Source organism: Nocardiopsis alba (assembly GCF_000710955.1).
GTDB classification, from domain to species: domain Bacteria; phylum Actinomycetota; class Actinomycetes; order Streptosporangiales; family Streptosporangiaceae; genus Nocardiopsis; species Nocardiopsis alba.
Genome location: NZ_BAZE01000007.1, coordinates 245,478 through 261,699, shown reverse-complemented (window position 1 = coordinate 261,699; position 16,222 = coordinate 245,478). Strand labels below are relative to the sequence as shown.

The 16,222-nt window shown below is 69.6% G+C and carries 14 protein-coding genes; 2 read left to right on the top strand and 12 right to left on the bottom strand.

Annotated features, from left to right (window positions below; translation table 11 throughout):
• Positions 1-5: 5 nt before the first annotated feature.
• Both TR33_RS15280 and TR33_RS15275 read right to left on the bottom strand, forming a co-directional pair.
• Positions 6-1,370 (bottom strand): replication-associated recombination protein A, encoded by a 1,365-nt coding sequence (locus TR33_RS15280; RefSeq protein ID WP_042283763.1) that lies wholly within the window; start codon positions 1,368-1,370, stop codon positions 6-8.
• A 46-nt stretch (positions 1,371-1,416) separates the two neighbouring features.
• Positions 1,417-3,447, bottom strand: a complete 2,031-nt coding sequence (locus TR33_RS15275; protein WP_017535144.1) for a SpoIIE family protein phosphatase — start codon at positions 3,445-3,447, stop codon at positions 1,417-1,419.
• A gap of 574 nt (positions 3,448-4,021) precedes the next feature.
• Between TR33_RS15275 and TR33_RS26925 the strand changes: the two genes are divergently transcribed.
• Complete coding sequence (locus tag TR33_RS26925; protein ID WP_014911413.1) at positions 4,022-4,162, top strand: hypothetical protein; 141 nt, start codon at positions 4,022-4,024, stop codon at positions 4,160-4,162.
• 73 nt (positions 4,163-4,235) lie between these two features.
• On the opposite strand, the gene aspS is transcribed toward TR33_RS26925, so the two are convergent.
• On the bottom strand, positions 4,236-6,005 hold the full coding sequence (gene aspS, locus TR33_RS15265; RefSeq protein WP_081536436.1) for an aspartate--tRNA ligase: 1,770 nt from the start codon (positions 6,003-6,005) through the stop codon (positions 4,236-4,238).
• A 188-nt stretch (positions 6,006-6,193) separates the two neighbouring features.
• Complete coding sequence (locus TR33_RS15260) at positions 6,194-6,877, bottom strand: MBL fold metallo-hydrolase (protein ID WP_042283761.1); 684 nt, start codon at positions 6,875-6,877, stop codon at positions 6,194-6,196.
• A gap of 454 nt (positions 6,878-7,331) precedes the next feature.
• Here TR33_RS15260 and TR33_RS15255 point away from each other — a divergent pair, with 454 nt between their 5' ends.
• On the top strand, positions 7,332-8,564 hold the full coding sequence (locus TR33_RS15255; protein ID WP_017535140.1) for a DUF349 domain-containing protein: 1,233 nt from the start codon (positions 7,332-7,334) through the stop codon (positions 8,562-8,564).
• An 85-nt stretch (positions 8,565-8,649) separates the two neighbouring features.
• Here the strand turns inward: TR33_RS15255 and TR33_RS15250 are convergent, their stop codons facing one another.
• The 8 genes from TR33_RS15250 to TR33_RS15215 form a co-directional block, all read right to left on the bottom strand.
• Entirely contained in the window at positions 8,650-9,315 is a 666-nt protein-coding gene (locus tag TR33_RS15250; protein WP_017535139.1) for a DUF11 domain-containing protein, read from the bottom strand.
• Between the two features lie 157 nt (positions 9,316-9,472).
• Entirely contained in the window at positions 9,473-10,666 is a 1,194-nt protein-coding gene (gene metK, locus TR33_RS15245; protein ID WP_014912028.1) for a methionine adenosyltransferase, read from the bottom strand.
• A 278-nt stretch (positions 10,667-10,944) separates the two neighbouring features.
• A complete protein-coding gene (gene coaBC / locus TR33_RS15240; protein WP_026125105.1) occupies positions 10,945-12,147 on the bottom strand; it encodes a bifunctional phosphopantothenoylcysteine decarboxylase/phosphopantothenate--cysteine ligase CoaBC in 1,203 nt (400 codons plus the stop codon).
• Between the two features lie 118 nt (positions 12,148-12,265).
• The gene (gene rpoZ / locus TR33_RS15235; protein ID WP_017535137.1) at positions 12,266-12,532 is read right to left on the bottom strand and encodes a DNA-directed RNA polymerase subunit omega; all 267 of its coding nucleotides are present in this window, start codon (positions 12,530-12,532) and stop codon (positions 12,266-12,268) included.
• A gap of 116 nt (positions 12,533-12,648) precedes the next feature.
• Positions 12,649-13,239, bottom strand: a complete 591-nt coding sequence (gene gmk, locus TR33_RS15230; RefSeq protein WP_017535136.1) for a guanylate kinase — start codon at positions 13,237-13,239, stop codon at positions 12,649-12,651.
• Between the two features lie 326 nt (positions 13,240-13,565).
• Positions 13,566-13,889 carry an integration host factor, actinobacterial type gene (gene mihF, locus TR33_RS15225; protein WP_014909177.1) on the bottom strand — a complete coding sequence of 108 codons (324 nt, stop codon included), beginning with the start codon at positions 13,887-13,889 and terminating at the stop codon, positions 13,566-13,568.
• A 372-nt stretch (positions 13,890-14,261) separates the two neighbouring features.
• Positions 14,262-14,969, bottom strand: a complete 708-nt coding sequence (gene pyrF, locus TR33_RS15220) for an orotidine-5'-phosphate decarboxylase (RefSeq protein WP_026125104.1) — start codon at positions 14,967-14,969, stop codon at positions 14,262-14,264.
• A gap of 297 nt (positions 14,970-15,266) precedes the next feature.
• Positions 15,267-16,202 (bottom strand): dihydroorotate dehydrogenase, encoded by a 936-nt coding sequence (locus TR33_RS15215; RefSeq protein WP_014908621.1) that lies wholly within the window; start codon positions 16,200-16,202, stop codon positions 15,267-15,269.
• Positions 16,203-16,222 lie beyond the last annotated feature (20 nt).

Below are 16,222 nucleotides of genomic sequence, written 5' to 3'. Positions count from 1 at the left end.
CCGGATCAGCGGTCGCCGCCCCGGAGCACCTCCTTGATCCTCTGTAGGACCTCGCCCAACCGGCGTTCCGTGCCGTGCCGCGTGGGCCGGTAGTACTCGCGTTCGGTGAGCCCGTCCGGAGCGTGCCGTTGCGGCGCCACCCCGCCGGGGAAGTCGTGCGCGTAGCGATAGCCCTGTCCGTGTCCGAGGTCCGCCGCGCCCTTGTAGTGGGCGTCGCGCAGGTGGGCGGGGACGGGGCCGGCCCGGCCGGCGCGCACGTCCGCGATGGCCTCGTCGATGGCGGTGATGATCGCGTTGGACTTGGGGGCCAGGCTGATGTGGACGACCGCCTGGGCCAGGTTGATCCGGGCCTCGGGCATGCCGATGAGCTCGACCGCCTGGGCCGCCGCGACCGCGGTCTGTAGAGCGGTGGGATCGGCCATGCCCACGTCCTCGCTGGCGTGCACGACCAGACGCCGGGCGATGAACCTGGGGTCCTCCCCCGCCTCCACCATGCGGGCCAGGTAGTGCAGGGCCGCGTCGGGGTCGGAGCCGCGCATGCTCTTGATGAACGCGCTGATCACGTCGTAGTGCTGGTCGCCGGAGCGGTCGTAGCGGACCGCGTGGCGGTCGACGGCGCGTTCCACGTGGGCGGCGGTGATCTTCACCGGAGCCCGTTCCTCGGACGTCTCGTCGCCGGAGGAGGTGGGCGGGCCCGCCACCAGGGCGGCCGCCTCCAGGTAGGTCAGTGATCGGCGTCCGTCGCCCCCCGCCAGTCGCACGAGGTGCTCGAAACCCTCCTCGGTGAGGGTGTGGCGCCCCTCCAGCCCACGTTCGTCGATGAGCGCCCGCTCGACCAGGGCCCGGACGTCATCGTCGTCGAGCGACTCCAGGGAGAGCAGGAGCGAGCGGGACAGCAGGGGGCTGACCACCGAGAAGAAGGGGTTCTCCGTGGTGGCGCCGATGAAGCTGACCCAACGGTTCTCCACCGCGGGCAGCAGGGCGTCCTGCTGCGTCTTGTTGAAGCGATGGACCTCGTCCACGAACAGCAGGGTGCGCGTGCCGTTCATACCCATGCGGCGTTTGGCCTCGTCGACGACGGCGCGCACGTCCTTGACCCCGGCGTTGACCGCCGACAGCTCCACGAAGCGACGTCGGGTCACCCGGCTGACGACGGTGGCCAGCGTGGTCTTTCCGGTGCCGGGAGGGCCCCAGAGGAAGACGGACATGGGCGCGTCGTCCTCGACCAGGCGGCGCAGCGGGCTGCCCTCGCCCAGCAGGTGACGTTGGCCCACGACCTCGTCGAGGGTACGGGGCCGCATGCGCACGGCCAGCGGCTCCTGTCCCCTGGCCGCCTCGGCACCGGCATCGTCGAACAGTGTTTCGGACACCCACCCAGAGTAGGCGAGACCGTGGGCGGCTCCGGCCGTCCCGGGATCAGCCGGGGGAGACCGACAGGTTCTCGGGGCTCTCGGCCTGTTCGGGCGGGGGCGTGGCGCGCGGGGTCATCCGGGTGATCAACAGGGCGATGTCGTCACCGCGTCCGGCCGGTGCCATCTCCGCCAGGACCTGGGCCGCGGCCGTGGGGTCCTCACCGTGCTCGGCGAGGGCCTCTCCCACCTGGGCCAGACCGTCCTGCATGGTCACCTCCGAGCTCTCCACGAGCCCGTCGGAGCACAGCAGCAGAGTCGTCCCCGGGGCCAGCACCCGCGTGGTGACGGTGTACTCGGTGTCGGGCAGGACCCCCAGGGGCGGTCCGGTCTCGGGCGACCACAGTTCGTAGGAGCCCTGGGTGGCCAGGACCGCCGGGGGCTGCCCTGCCCAGGCCGCCTGCATGACACCGCTCCCACGGTCGACCACCAGGTAGCCGCAGGTGGCGAAGACGATCTCACCGGTCTCGGTGAGCAGCCGGTTGGTCTCGCCGAGGACGACACCGGGGTCGGACTGGTTGGTGGCGTAGGCGCGGAAGGCCACACGGATCTGCCCCATGGCGGCCGCCGCCTCGACACCGTGACCCTGGACGTCGCCGACGAGCAGCCCCACCTTGTTGTCGGGCAGTTCTATGACGTCGTAGAAGTCGCCGCAGATCCGCCACTCGGCCCGTGAGGGCAGGTACTTGGTGGCGATGTCCATGTCGGGGAAGCTGGCGACCTGGCGGGGCAGCATGCGTCGCTGGACCGCGTCGGCCAGCTCCAGTTCGGCCTGCTGGGCCTTGATCCGCTGGAGGGCCTGTCCGGCCAGCCCGGCGAAGGTGAGCATGAGGGCGCGCTCGTCGCGGCTGGCGTGGTGGGGGCGGTCCCACACCATCTGCCACACGCCGAGGGCGACCTTGCCGTCCCCGAAGATCGGCACGGTGGCCCAGGCCTGACCGCGTATGGCGCGCATCATCTCGACGGCGGCGGGAAAACGGCTGACGATCTCGGCGCGGCTCTCGAAGAACCGGGGCTGGCGGTCCTGGATGACGGCGCCCATCGGGTAGTCGGTGTCGTCGGCGCGACGACCGTCTATCCGGGTGACGTTGCCGCGTTCCAACGCGCTGGGCGAGGCGCGCAGCACCCCGTCGTCGACGTAGAGGGCGGCCGCGCTGAAGCCGCCGAAGATGGGCAGGAACTCCTCGCTGAGCAGGTCCATGACCTTGTCCACGGTGGTGGCCGAGACGAGTTTGGAGGACAGCTCGGTGACCAGACGACCGTGTTCGGCCTCGGTGCGGCGACGGTCGGCGAGCCTGCGCACCAGCTGGACGTGTTCGGTGACGTCGTCGACGATCCCGACCAATCGGGCGGGGTCGCCCGGGACGTAACGGGCGCGCACGTGCAGGGAGCGCTCGTCGCCCAGACGGTCGAAGACCCGGAAGCGCTGTTCGTAGTCGCGTCCGGCGAAGGAGGCGGACATGGCGTCGCGCACCCGGGCGGTGTCGTCGGGGTGGATGCGTTCCAGGATGCTCTCCAGGTCCCCGTCGTTCCCGGCCAGGAGGGAGCCGAGCGGGGTGGGGCCGAACAGTTCGCGGATCCGGCCGGATCCCAGGTCCAGGCTCCACAGGACGGAATCGGAGTTGTCCGTGCGCAGGTCGCCGACGACCCGCAGATCCGCCTCCTCGGTCGAGAGGGTGTGGAACAGGACGACCACCGACTCCGGTCCGGGCTCCTCCCGCAGGGGCCGGATCTGGACCTCGACCATCTGGGAGAACTTGTCGGTGACGGACAGCCGGAGACGGACACGACGGGGTTCCCCGGCGAGGGCCTTGTGCTGGGCGCGGGCCCCGCGTTCGGCCTCCTCGGCGTCCAAGAGCGCGAACCAGGCCGTTCCGATCAATTCGTCGGCGTCACGCCCGAACAGTTCGGTGAACGCGTGGTTGGCGTGCCGGATCACGCCGTCCGCCGCGGTCAGGGCCATGGGCTCCGGAGCGTGGCGGAAGGCCCCCGCGAGAACAGCCTCGGAGCCATCGCCTGAAGCGCTTTTTCCGTTCACGTATGACTCATCCTCATGTCGTCTCGGACGTCACATCCGCGCTCAGGCGCGGTCACCCCTGGAACGTTCCGATTCGGCTCATTGTAATGTCCGAAAGCAGACCCGGCCCGGGTAGGGGCCGGGGCGGACACGCCGGTGTCCCTCTCCCCTCGGTCGCGCCACCTCGCCCTACCGGTGTCGACCGTCCGACGACGCGGTGGATTTACGGTCGATTCCTTCCTCGGGCTCGCTCCCGGCCGACCTCGAGGCATGAATCGTTACGCTCGCGTGACTCGGTGGCGCACAAATGCACTCCATTCCCACCTCACCCTCGAATGGGGTGGATACCACTGATGCACCGTCTTCACTCCAGGACGCGTGCGATTCACGGTGTGGGAGGGTGGTTCGCCCTCAACCGTAGGGGATGGCGGCCCCGGCCGCATCCGAGCTCGCCGCACTTCCCCATTCCGGTCGGGTTCTTTGACCCTTTAATCACCGCTTTCACCTCGGTGACCGAATGTGGAAAGTTCAAAGGAAGGTCATTACGGGCACCGAACCTGAAGCGGAGAACTCGCCGAACCCAACGAGGACGCGCATGCACCCTGTATCCCGCCATCCCGTCCCGAGGATCCCCCTCGACGGCATCACCCGGAACTGGACCTGCCGGCTCTGTAGCCACAGCAACCCCGACGACGAGGACATCTGCTGCCAACAGTGCGGAGGGGTCAAGCGCTGAGCCCTCTCCACGACGACGGGGCGGTACACGGGTCGACCCGCGCACCGCCCCGGTGGGACCGGAGTGAGCGGTCCTACTTCTTCTTCGTCTCCGGAGGCAGGACGGTCCGGATGTGGACGTCGCGCAGCTGCTGCTCCGAGACCTGGGCGGGCGCGCCCATCATCAGGTCCTGGGCGTTCTGGTTCAGCGGGAAGGCGATCGTCTCGCGGATGTTGGGCTCGTCGGCCAGGAGCATGACGATGCGGTCGATCCCGGGCGCGATGCCGCCGTGCGGCGGGGCACCGAACTTCAGGGCCTTGAGCATGCCGCCGAACTCCTCCTCGACGGTCTCCTTGTCGTAGCCGGCGATCTCGAAGGCCTTGTACATGATCTCGGGCGAGTGGTTCCGGATCGCGCCGGAGGAGAGCTCGACGCCGTTGCAGACGATGTCGTACTGCCAGGCGAGGATGTCCAGCGGGTCCTGGTTCTCCAGCGCGTCCATCCCGCCCTGGGGCATGGAGAAGGGGTTGTGGCTGAACTCGATGTGGCCCTCGTCGGAGCGCTCGAACATCGGGAAGTCCACGATCCAGCAGAAGCGGTAGCACTTCTCCGCGAAGTGACCCGCGCGCCGACCGGCCTCGACCCGGACCGGGGCCATGATGCGGTTGATCTCCGCGTCGTCCTCGCTGGCGCAGAAGAACAGCCCGTACCCGGGGCCCGCGCCCAGGGTGGTCAACAGTTCCTCTTCGATCTCGGTGACGAACTTGGCGATCGGACCGGTGAGCTCGTTGTTCTCGCCGACCTTGAGCCAGGCCAGACCCTTGGCGCCCTGCTCGACGGCGTAGTCGCCGATGCCGTCGAAGAACTTGCGCGGCTTGTCGCCGACCTCGGGCACCGCCAGCGCGCGGACCTTCTTGCCCGCGAAGGCGCGGAAGTCGGTCTTGTCGAAGAGGGCGGTGACGTCGAGCATCTTCATCGGCACGCGCAGGTCGGGCTTGTCGGTGCCGTACCACTCCAGGGCGTCCCGGAAGGCGATCCGCGGGTACGGGGAGGTGATCTCCCAACCCTCGGAGAACTCACGGAAGACGTCGGTCATGACCTTCTCGATGACCTCGAAGACGTCCTCCTGCTCGACGAAGCTCATCTCGACGTCGAGCTGGTAGAACTCGCCCGGCGAACGGTCGGCGCGGCTGTCCTCGTCGCGGAAGCAGGGCGCGATCTGGAAGTAGCGGTCGAAGCCGGAGACCATGAGCAGCTGCTTGAACTGCTGCGGCGCCTGGGGCAGCGCGAAGAACTCGCCCGGGTGCAGACGCGAGGGCACCAGGAAGTCGCGGGCGCCCTCGGGGCTGGAGCTGGTGAGGATGGGGGTCTGGAACTCGTTGAAGCCCAGGTCCGTCATCTTCTTGCGGATGGAGGCCACCACCTGCGAGCGCAGCATGATGTTGCGGTGCATCCGCTCCCGGCGCAGGTCCAGGAAGCGGTAGGTCAGCCGGCGCTCCTCGGAGGTGTTGTCCTCGGGGAAGACCGTCAGGGGGAGTTCCTCGGTGCTTCCGAGGACCTCGACCTCTTCGGCCTCGATCTCGATCTCGCCGGTGGGCAGGTTGGGGTTGACGTTCTCCTGGCTGCGCGCGGCGACCTGGCCCGTCACCCGGACCACCGTCTCCTTGGGGAGACGGCTGAGCTGCTCGAAGACCGGGGACTCGGGGCGCGCCATGAGCTGGGTGACGCCGTAGTGGTCACGCAGATCGACGAAGAGCAGACCACCCAGATCCCGGCGGTTGTGCACCCAGCCGGAAAGGCGCACCTGCTGCCCGACGTGCTCCTTACGGAGCCGACCACACGTATGAGTCCTGTAACGATGCATGAGTTACCAAGTCCACTAACTACACAGCTGGGTGAGGATGCCTGAGAGCCCGGTTCCGGACCCGGCTGAAGGCATGGCATGCCCCCTGAACATCTGGAATCCTACCGCCAACCGCGCCGCCCGGCCCCAGGATCGGTTCCGGGCGACGAAGGGCCGACATGGCGAAGCGGTCGGGCCGCTCCGTCCCCTCAGGAACGGTCGGCGATGTCGCGCAGATAGGGGTTGGTGGCGCGCTCGCGCTCCACGGTGGTGCCGGGGCCGTGCCCGGGCAGGATCCGGGTGTCGTCAGACCGTGCCAGGACCGAGCGGGTCAGGCTGCCGTTCATCGCCTCGGCGTCCCCACCGGGGAAGTCGGTGCGGCCGATCGAACCGGCGAAGACCAGGTCCCCGGCGAACATGACGGGGATGCCGTCCTCGGGGGTCACCGTGTAGACGACCGATCCGGGGGTGTGGCCCGGCGTGTGTTCGACGACGAACTCCATCCCGGCCGAGGTCAGGGTGTCCCCGTCCTCGACCCGGCGCAGGTCGGAGGGCGACGGGTAGGGGCCGGGGCCGAGCAGCATCCGGAGCTGGGCGGCGAAGCCGGCGTCGACCCCCGCGGCGGGCTCCTCCAGCAGACCGTGGTCGGCCTCGTGCAGGTACACCGGGACCTCGTGGGCGTCGCCGATCTCCGCGGCCGACCAGACGTGGTCGAAGTGACCGTGGGTGAGCAGGATCGCGGCGGGGGTCAGCTCGTGTTCGGCCAGGACCTTGTCCACCTGTCCGGTGGCCTCCTGGCCGGGGTCGACGATGACGCAGTCGCCGCCCGGGGCCGGTGCGATCACGTAACAGTTCGCTGAGAGCGGCCCGCTGGGGAGCGCGGCGATGAGCACGGCGTGGTCGTCCTGTCCTGGGTCGTTCGTGATGGTGGGCCGCCCGTACCGGACGGGCCCGGGTCTCCTGTGGGGAGAGAGCCTACCGAGACGGTGCGATGGCGGCCACTCGAAAGCACATATGAGAACGCGTTTGATCACCATTCGATCACCGCGCGCGCCCGGGCTCTTTGCCAAACCGCGTGGTAATGCCATATTGGTCACCGTCGCCGTGCTCGTCGGGCCCACGACCTGCGCCTCCTTTTTCGAAGGCGCCCGGGCCCGACCGATCGCACGGGACGAGAGGCAGACCCGAGGATCTGCGTTGACGCGGAACACGGCGCGTCGTTGTCCACCGGAACGTGGGGATATCGTGCTGGGGCACGGTGGTGTCCATCACGAACAGGCTCGGACATCGCCGCGACGACCCGAACCCGACCCCCCGCGGACGGGTTCACGACAGCAGGAGGACACGGTGACCACGGACCCTTGGGGCCGCGTAGACGACGATGGCACGGTCTATGTGCGCACAGGTGATGGCGAACGGGTCGTCGGATCGTGGCAGGCCGGTGCGCCGGAGGAGGCCCTGACCTTCTACCGGAACAAGTACGACGCCCTGGTGACCCAGGTGGAGCTGCTGGAGAAGCGACTGCGCAGCACCGATCTGTCGGCCTCCACGGCGATGAGCGCGATCGAGAAGCTGCGCGAGTCGGTCACGGACGCCAACGCCGTCGGCGACCTGGAGTCGCTGCTCGGTCGTCTGGACCGGCTGACCGAGCGCGCCCAGGAGCGCAAGGTCGAGCAGAAGCAGGCCCAGGAGCAGGCCCGCGGCCAGGCCCGCGAGGTCAAGGAGCGCATCGTCGCCGAGGCCGAGCGCGTCGCCGCCGAGACCACCCACTGGAAGTCCGGTGGCGAGCGGATGCTCCAGCTGATCGAGGAGTGGAAGAAGGCTCCTCGGGCGGACCGCCCCACCGAGCAGGCCCTGTGGAAGCGCATGTCCGCGGCCCGCAACTCCTTCTCCAAGCGGCGCAAGGCCTACTTCGCCAACCTGGACCAGCAGCGCGAGGGCGTGCGCGTCGAGAAGGAGCGCATCGTCGCCGAGGCCGAGGCGCTCTCGGGCTCCACCGACTGGGGGCCCACCGCCCGCGCCTACCGCGACCTGATGCAGCGGTGGAAGGCGAGCGGCCGCGCCGATCGGGCCAGCGAGGACAAGCTGTGGGCCCGTTTCAAGGCGGCCCAGGACACGTTCTTCGACGCGCGCAACGCGACGTTCGCCGAGCGTGACGCCGAGCTGCGGGTCAACGCCGAGGCCAAGGAGAAGATCCTGGAGCAGGCCCGGGAGGAGATCCCGGCCATCTCGGATCCGCGGCGCGCCCGCGCCCGTCTGCGCGACTTCCAGGAGGCCTGGGAGGAGGCCGGCGAGCTGCCGCGCGACACCCGGGACCGTCTGGAGGGCGCCTTCCGGCAGATCGAGGACGGGGTCCGCAAGGCCGAGGAGGCCGAGTGGGAGCGTACCAACCCCGAGGCCCGCGCCCGGGCCAAGGACACCGTCGACCAGCTCTCGACGGCGATCCAGGGGCTGGAGGCCAAGTTGGAGAAGGCCCGCGCCGCCGGTGACGACCGTCGGATCAAGGAGCACGAGGCCGCTCTGGAGGCGCGTCGTTCCTGGCTGGCCGAGGCCGAGCGGGCTCTGAACGAGATGAGCTGAGTCCGGCCCCCGCCGATCGACCTCGGACGGGCCGCGCCACGATCCCTCGTGGCGCGGCCCGTTCGCGTATCCGGCCCCGGTCCGGTCAGCGGTGGGCGTCCAGATGATGCACGGACGCCCGGCCCGGGAAGGCGTGGATGTCGGGCACCTCTCCAGGGCCGTGCTCGGCGGACGGTTCGGGCTCGGGTTCGGGTCGGGGACGGCGGACGCTCCGGAGACGGAGGAGACCACCGGCCGCGACCGCGAGGATCAGTGCCGCGCCCAGAGCCGCGGCGATCCACATCAGGGGGATCTGGCGCGGTACGTGGTGGACGGAGGAGGCGCAGGAGACCAGCGCGGCCTCGGCGGAGGGGGAGAGGCAGACGGTCGAGACCGGCCGCGCTCCTCGCTCCGGTACCGCGACGACCTCGGCCGTCATGGTGAGCGTGGCCCTCTCCCCCGCCTCCAGCGGCCGTTCCCATGTCGCGCGTCCGGTCTCGACCCCTTCGGGGGCCCCTTCGACGTAGCGCATGGAGTCGGGCAGGAAGGACGTGATCCGGGCCTCGGGGAGCGCTTCGCCGCCCGAGTTGCGCACCTTGACGGTGTACTCGACCCGGTCCCCGGGGGACAGACGGTCCTCGGCCTCGTCCGTGACGGTGATGTGGAGGTCTCCGGCCCCCGGCACCGGCCCCTCTTCCTCCGGGATCGGTTGCCCGGGCAGGGCGATCAACGCGGCCAGAGCGACCGCCGACATCGTCGCCGGCACGGCCATGATGTTCCCCTTCCTCATAGCGACATATCAAATAACTAAAAGTACATAAGTGATAACACTTTGTAGCCGGTGCTGGATAGTCGCCATGCGGGGAATGTCCGGAACACACCGAAGGGGCGAACGCCCTCACAGACGTCCGCCCCTCGACGTGTTCTTCCTAGTGGCCCACGAACGACCGCAGCGCCTCGGCGCGGTCGGCGCGCTCCCAGGTGAACTGCTCCAGCTCGCGGCCGAAGTGACCGTAGGCGGCGGTCTTGGAGTAGATGGGACGCAGCAGGTCCAGGTCCCGAACGATGGCGGCCGGGCGCAGGTCGAAGACCTCCTTGACGGCCTTCTCGATCAGCTCCGGGGCGACCCGCTCGGTGCCGAAGGTCTCGATGAACACACCCACCGGGTGGGCCTTGCCGATCGCGTAGGCCACCTGGACCTCGGCGCGCTCGGCCAGCTCGGCGGCGACGATGTTCTTCGCGACCCAACGGGTGGCGTAGGCGGCGGAACGGTCGACCTTCGACGGGTCCTTGCCGGAGAAAGCGCCACCGCCGTGACGGGCGTAGCCGCCGTAGGTGTCCACGATGATCTTGCGACCGGTCAGACCGGCGTCGCCCATCGGACCGCCGATCTCGAACCGACCGGTCGGGTTGACCAGGAGACGGTAGTCGTCGGAGTCCAGACCGTAGGCGGCCACGACCGGCTCGATCACGTGCTCGCGGATGTCCGGGGTCAGCATCTCCTCGAGGTTGATGTCGGCGGAGTGCTGGCTGGAGACCACGACGGTGTCCAGGCGGACCGGGGTCTGGCCCTCGTACTCGACCGTGACCTGGGTCTTGCCGTCCGGACGCAGGTAGGGCACCGTGCCGTCCCGGCGGACCTGGGAGAGCCGCTCGGAGAGCGCGTGGGCCAGCTTGATCGGCAACGGCATGAGCTCGGGGGTCTCACGGTTGGCGTAGCCGAACATCAGGCCCTGGTCGCCGGCGCCCTGGCGGTTGAGGACGTCGTCCTCGTGCTCGACACGCGCCTCGTAGGCGGTGTCGACGCCCTGGGCGATGTCCGGGGACTGCGCGTCGATGGAGACGTTGACCCCACAGGAGTCACCGTCGAACCCCTTGGCGGAGGAGTCGTAGCCGATCTCGAGGATCTTCTCGCGCACGATGGCGGGGATGTCGACGTAGGTCTGGGTGGTGACCTCACCCGCGATGTGGACCTGACCGGTGGTGATCAGCGTCTCGACCGCGACCCGACTGCCGGGATCGGTGGTGAGCATCGCGTCGAGGATCGCGTCACTGATCTGGTCGGCCATCTTGTCGGGATGGCCTTCGGTGACCGACTCGGAGGTGAAAAGGCGGCGGGACACGTTGCGTGACTCCTTGCAGCGGCTGCTGGCTGACATGTGTCGGCGGTTCCGGCACGTCCTCGGCTGCCTGCCGGGGGCGGTCAATACCGACCGACGCGGTTGGTTATCGTCCACTCTAATGGGACCGGTGGGGACGGGCGCCCTGTGATCGGCGTCGCCGACCACGAACGGACACCCGTTGGCAGTGTGTCGTACTCGGTGGTAGGAATCCAGCGTGGCACCGGGGGATTTTTCCCGGATTCCGGCGAAGACCCACTGCTCCGAGGGTTCTCGCGACCTCAGCGGGCCCCGCGTGGGAGGCGTTCGACCACCAGATCCCAGACCCGATCGGCCAACGCCTCCTTGGGACCTGTGGGAATGTCCACGACGGCTCCGTCCGAGGCCAGGACCGTGGCCTGGTTGTCCTCGGTGCCGAAGGCCCGGCCCCCGCCGACCTGGTTGACCACGAGCAGGTCACAGCCCTTGCGGGCCAGTTTGGCCCGACCGTTGGCGATCACGTCGTCGGTCTCGGCGGCGAACCCCACGATGGTCTGCTCCAGCCTCTCCCGTTCCCGGTCGACGACCAGCCCGGCGAGGATGTCGGGGTTCTCGACCAGTTCGATGGGGGCCGGGGCCGCACCGGACTTCTTGATCTTGGACGCGGCGCTGGTGACCGGGCGGAAGTCCGCGACGGCGGCGGTCATGACCACGGCGTCGGCGCCCGCGCGTTCGGCCGCCATCGCCTCGGACAGTTCGACCGCCGAGGAGACACGGACCACCCTCGCGCCCGCCGGATCGGGCAGGTCGACGTTGGCCGCCACCAGGGTGACGTCGGCGCCCCGGGCCGCGGCGGTACGCGCCAGGGCGTAGCCCTGCCGTCCGGAGGAGTGGTTGCCGATGAACCGTACGGGATCGATGGCCTCGCGGGTGCCTCCGGCGGAGATCACGACGCGACGGCCGGCCAGGTCGGGGGCGACCGCGCCGCGGCGCAGCACCAGACGGGCGGCCTCGAACAGTTCGGAGGGGTCGGGCAGTCGACCGCGACCGGTGTCGGCCCCGGTGAGACGGCCCACGGCCGGTTCCAGGACGACGGCCCCACGCGAGCGCAGCGTCTCCACGTTGGCCCGGGTGGCGGGGTGCTCCCACATCTCGGTGTGCATCGCCGGAGCGAACACGACCGGACAGCGGGCGGTGAGAAGGGTGTTGGTCAACAGGTCGTCGGCGATCCCGGCCGCGGCCTTGGCCATGATGTCGGCGGTGGCGGGGGCCACGAACACGAGGTCGGCGTTCTGGCCGATCCGCACGTGCGGAACCTCGTGGACCCGGTCCCACACCCCGGTCTCGACGGGGCGGCCGGACAGGGCCGCCCAGGTGGGCTCGCCGACGAAGCGCAGGGCGGCGTCGGTCGGTACGACCTGGACACCGTGACCGGACTCGGTCAGTCGGCGCAGCAGCTCGCACACCTTGTAGGCGGCGATGCCCCCGCCGACGCCGAGGACCACCTGGGGAAGGGATTCTGTGTCACTCACACCCAGTGTTCTACCAGGCCGCGCCCGCCGCACTCCCTCTGCGGGGGTGCGACGGGCGCGGTCGGTCCGCCCCCTCGGGGACGGGGAAGGCTCAGTTGCCCTCGTAGGGCTCGGCCGTGAGAAGGCCGGCCTTGACCTCGCGCAGGGCGATGGACAGGGACTTCTCCTGGACCTGGGTCTCGACCAGCGGGCCGACGTACTCCAGCAGGCCCTCGCCCAGCTGGGCGTAGTAGGCGTTGATCTGTCGGGCCCGCTTGGAGGCCATGGTGACCAGACTGTACTTGCTGTCGACGCACTCCAGCAGGTCGTCGATCGGCGGGTTGGTGATGCCTTCGGCGACGGGCTCGGTACCAGCCACTTCGTTACCCCCAGGGACGGTCTCCGGCTCGTCGTGAAGCCGTGACGTGGATCGGATGGGACGGATGTCGGGCCCGGCGGAGGGCGACCGGAGGGTCGGTTCCGGTCTGGCCGCTATCACACCTTGGGCGCGGTCATCAACGCTAGCAGCTCGTCGCACACTTCCTGTACGGACGTATTGACCAGGGTCGTGTCGAATTCCTTCTCCGCGGCCAGCTCGACCTTGGCCGCCTCCAGTCTGCGCTGGATGACCTCGTCGGACTCGGTGCCCCGGCCGGTGAGCCTGCGGACCAGCTCCTCCCAGGAGGGCGGGGCGAGGAAGACGTGCAGAGCGTCGGACATGGACTCCCGGACCTGGCGGGCGCCCTGGAGTTCGATCTCCAACAGGACGGGGACCCCGGAGTCCAGGCGTTCCTGGACGGGGCCGCGGGGAGTGCCGTAGCGGTTGCCCGCGAAGCAGGCCCACTCCAGGAGTTCACCCTGTTCGATCAGACGGTCGAACTCCTCGTCGGTGACGAAGTGGTATTGAACACCCTCCCGCTCGCCGGGGCGGGGGGCGCGGGTGGTCACCGACACCGAAAGCCACACGTCGGGGTCGACCTCGCGCAGGTGGGCGACGACCGTGCTCTTGCCGACCCCGGAGGGGCCGGACAGGACGGTCAATCGTTTGGCGACGGGACGGGACTGGTCCGCGTTCTGCGCAGGCATGTGAGTCTCAGGTTTCCATTCGGCGTCTGCGCCGCGCGGCGGGCCACCGGCCGATCGCCGGCCACCGGAACCCACCTCGTGATCCGGCGCCTCGCCGCGGGGACGGCTCACGCGCACGCCGCGGGCGTGTCGCGTACGGTCGCGGGAAGATCCCTTTATACCACCGGGCCGCGGTGCGACGGACGGGGTGTGACCTGGGGCCCACCCGTTCCGCCGACCGCGGCCGCGGGGTTACATGCCTCACCGTCGGGTCCCCCGCGGGGAGCGGGGGACCGTCACGCGTCTATGGGGGACACGCCGTCCGGTGTCTCGACCGTACTCGGTCGTTACTTGGTGAGGTCGCCGAACTCGCTCTCCAGGGCGGCACGCTGGTTGGTACCCAGGCCCCGGACACGGCGCGACTCAGCGATGTTGAGCCGCTCCATGATCTGCTTGGCGCGAACCTTGCCGACACCGGGAAGGGATTCCAGCAGAGCCGAAACCTTCATCTTGCCGATGACCTCGTCCTTGAGGCTGTCGGCGAGCACCTCGGACAGCGAGATGCCACCGTTCTTCAGCTTGTTCTTGACCTCAGCGCGCTCTTTTCTGGCCTTGGCGGCCTTTTCGAGAGCCGCGCTGCGCTGCTCGGGTGTGAGGGGAGGAAGGGCCACGCCGGGTCACCTCGGTTTTCTACTCGTTTGTAGAGGGCGGACGCCTGCGCAAGTTAGTAGGTCTGACCCCTGTTAGGCAACGTAAAGTGCCCTTTCAAGGGCTATTTCATCGAAGGAACTACTCACCGTCACCAGGCCATTGCGGTCAGAGACGAAAATCAGGACTTAGGTCCCGATTGCCGAGCTGGGAAACCGTGCCACCAGCGCAGGTCACCCAGGGGTGACCCGGGTCACTCTTCGCGACGATTTCCTGGTTTTGGACACGCCTATTTCCTTACCGTCTGTGACCCACAACCGTGCGTGATGGGACGGCTGCGAACCAATGTGACGACCTGGATTCTCGACCGTTCCCTCCCCGCCACCGCGAACCCCTCAACCCCGGGCGCCGACCCGACGCACCGCCGCGGCGATGGAGGCCGCCGCCGCCCCGGGATCGGCCGCCCGGGTGATCGGCCGGCCGATGACCAGAAGGTCCGCCCCCGCCTCGATCGCCTCCTCCGGGGTCGCCACCCGGGACTGATCGCCCCGGTCAGCCCCGACCGGACGCACGCCCGGGGTGATCAGCCTGATGTCGGGGCCCACCTCCGAACGGACGAGCCCCACCTCCTGAGGCGAGCACACCAGCGCGCGGGCGCCGGCCCCCACCGCGAGCGCGGCCAGGCGGCGCACCGCGTCCCGCGCGGGCCCCAGCAGCCCCACCTGCTCCAGGTCCGTCTCGTTCATCGAGGTCAGCACGGTCACGGCGGCGATCTCGGTGTCCGGGGCCGCCTCGACCGCGGCCCGGACCATGTCCGCTCCCCCGCTCGCGTGGACGGTCAGGATCGAAGGACGCAACCCCGCGACGCTGCGCGCCGCTCCGGCGACGGTCGCCGGGATGTCGTGCAGCTTGAGGTCGAGGAAGACACCGACCCGATTGGCCCCGCGCACGGCGCTGATCACCTCGGGGCCGTAGCGCAGGTACAGCTCCAGCCCCACCTTCACGGTGCTCACGTGCGGCGCGACCGCGGAGGCCCAGGTCGCCGCCGTCTCGATGTCGTCGGCGTCGATCGCGACGGCGATGGGCGCGGAAGGCGCGGTCATGTCGATCTCTCCAATCGTGTGCCCGGAGGATCCGGGGTCCTGCACTCGCCGCCGTTCGGCCGAACGTGCTTACGAATGCACATCCACTGTCATGTGCACACCATCAAGGTGTGCGGTTCCCAGGATCGGGCGCTTCATGCGCCCGATCCACGTCACTTCCACGTAACGGCCGCCCAGACGGCCGTAGCCGGTCTCACTCCGTGGACCCACCCCCGAAAGCCGGGAGCGTCCGTTCGGCCACACAGAGCCACCTCAGCGCCGTTCAGGCCGGTCAGGACGCCCCGAAGCGCCCGAGGTTCACATACCCGTCCTGTGGGCGATGCCCACCAGGTCCGCGACCCGGGTCACGTCCCGCGCCTCCAGCACCTCGGTGAACTCGCGCAGGATCCGCGCGCACGCCGAGGGGTCGGAGAAGTTCATCGTGCCCACCGCGACCGCGCTGGCCCCGGCCGCCATGAACTCCAGGACGTCGGTACCGGTCCGCACGCCGCCCACGCCCACGATCGGCACCTCGGGGAAGGCCTCGTGGACGCGGTAGACGCACCCCACCGCCAGCGGGCGGATCGCCGGGCCGGAGAGCCCGCCCATCCCCCCGGTCACGGCCGGGCGCAGCGTGCGGGTGTCCACGCTCATCCCCCGAAGGGTGTTGATCATGGTCAACCCGTCGGCCCTGGCCCCGATGCAGGCCTCGGCCAACTTCACCACGTCGGGGACGTCGGCGGCGAGCTTGGCCAGGACCGGAAGCCCCGAACGCGCGTGCGAGCGCACCGTCTGGACCACCGCCGCGGCCTGGGCCGGGTCGTCGGCGAAGTGCCGCCCGGAGGGGTCGGCCGGATCCGGGCAGGAGAGGTTGACCTCGATGGCGTCCACCCCGTCGGCCTCCGAGATCCGCCGGGCCAGCTCTCCGAACTCGGCGACCCCCGATCCGGCGATGGACACGATCGCCCTCCCCCCGCGGGAGAGCAGCCATGGCAGGTCCCGTTGGAGGAAGACGTCCACCCCCGGGCCCTGCATCCCGATGGTGCTGAGCATCCCGCTCGGGGTCTCGGCCATCCGCGGCGACGGTCGCCCCGCCCGCGGCTCCAACATGACCGATTTGGTGGTGACGGCACCGATCTCCGCCACATCGAAGAACTGCGCCAGCTCACGTCCCGACCCCGCGCATCCGGCGGCGGTCACCACCGGGTTGGGAAGCGTCAGGGATCCCAGTCTGGTCCTGAGGTCTGCGTTCACGTGCCTTCGCTCGCTCGTGG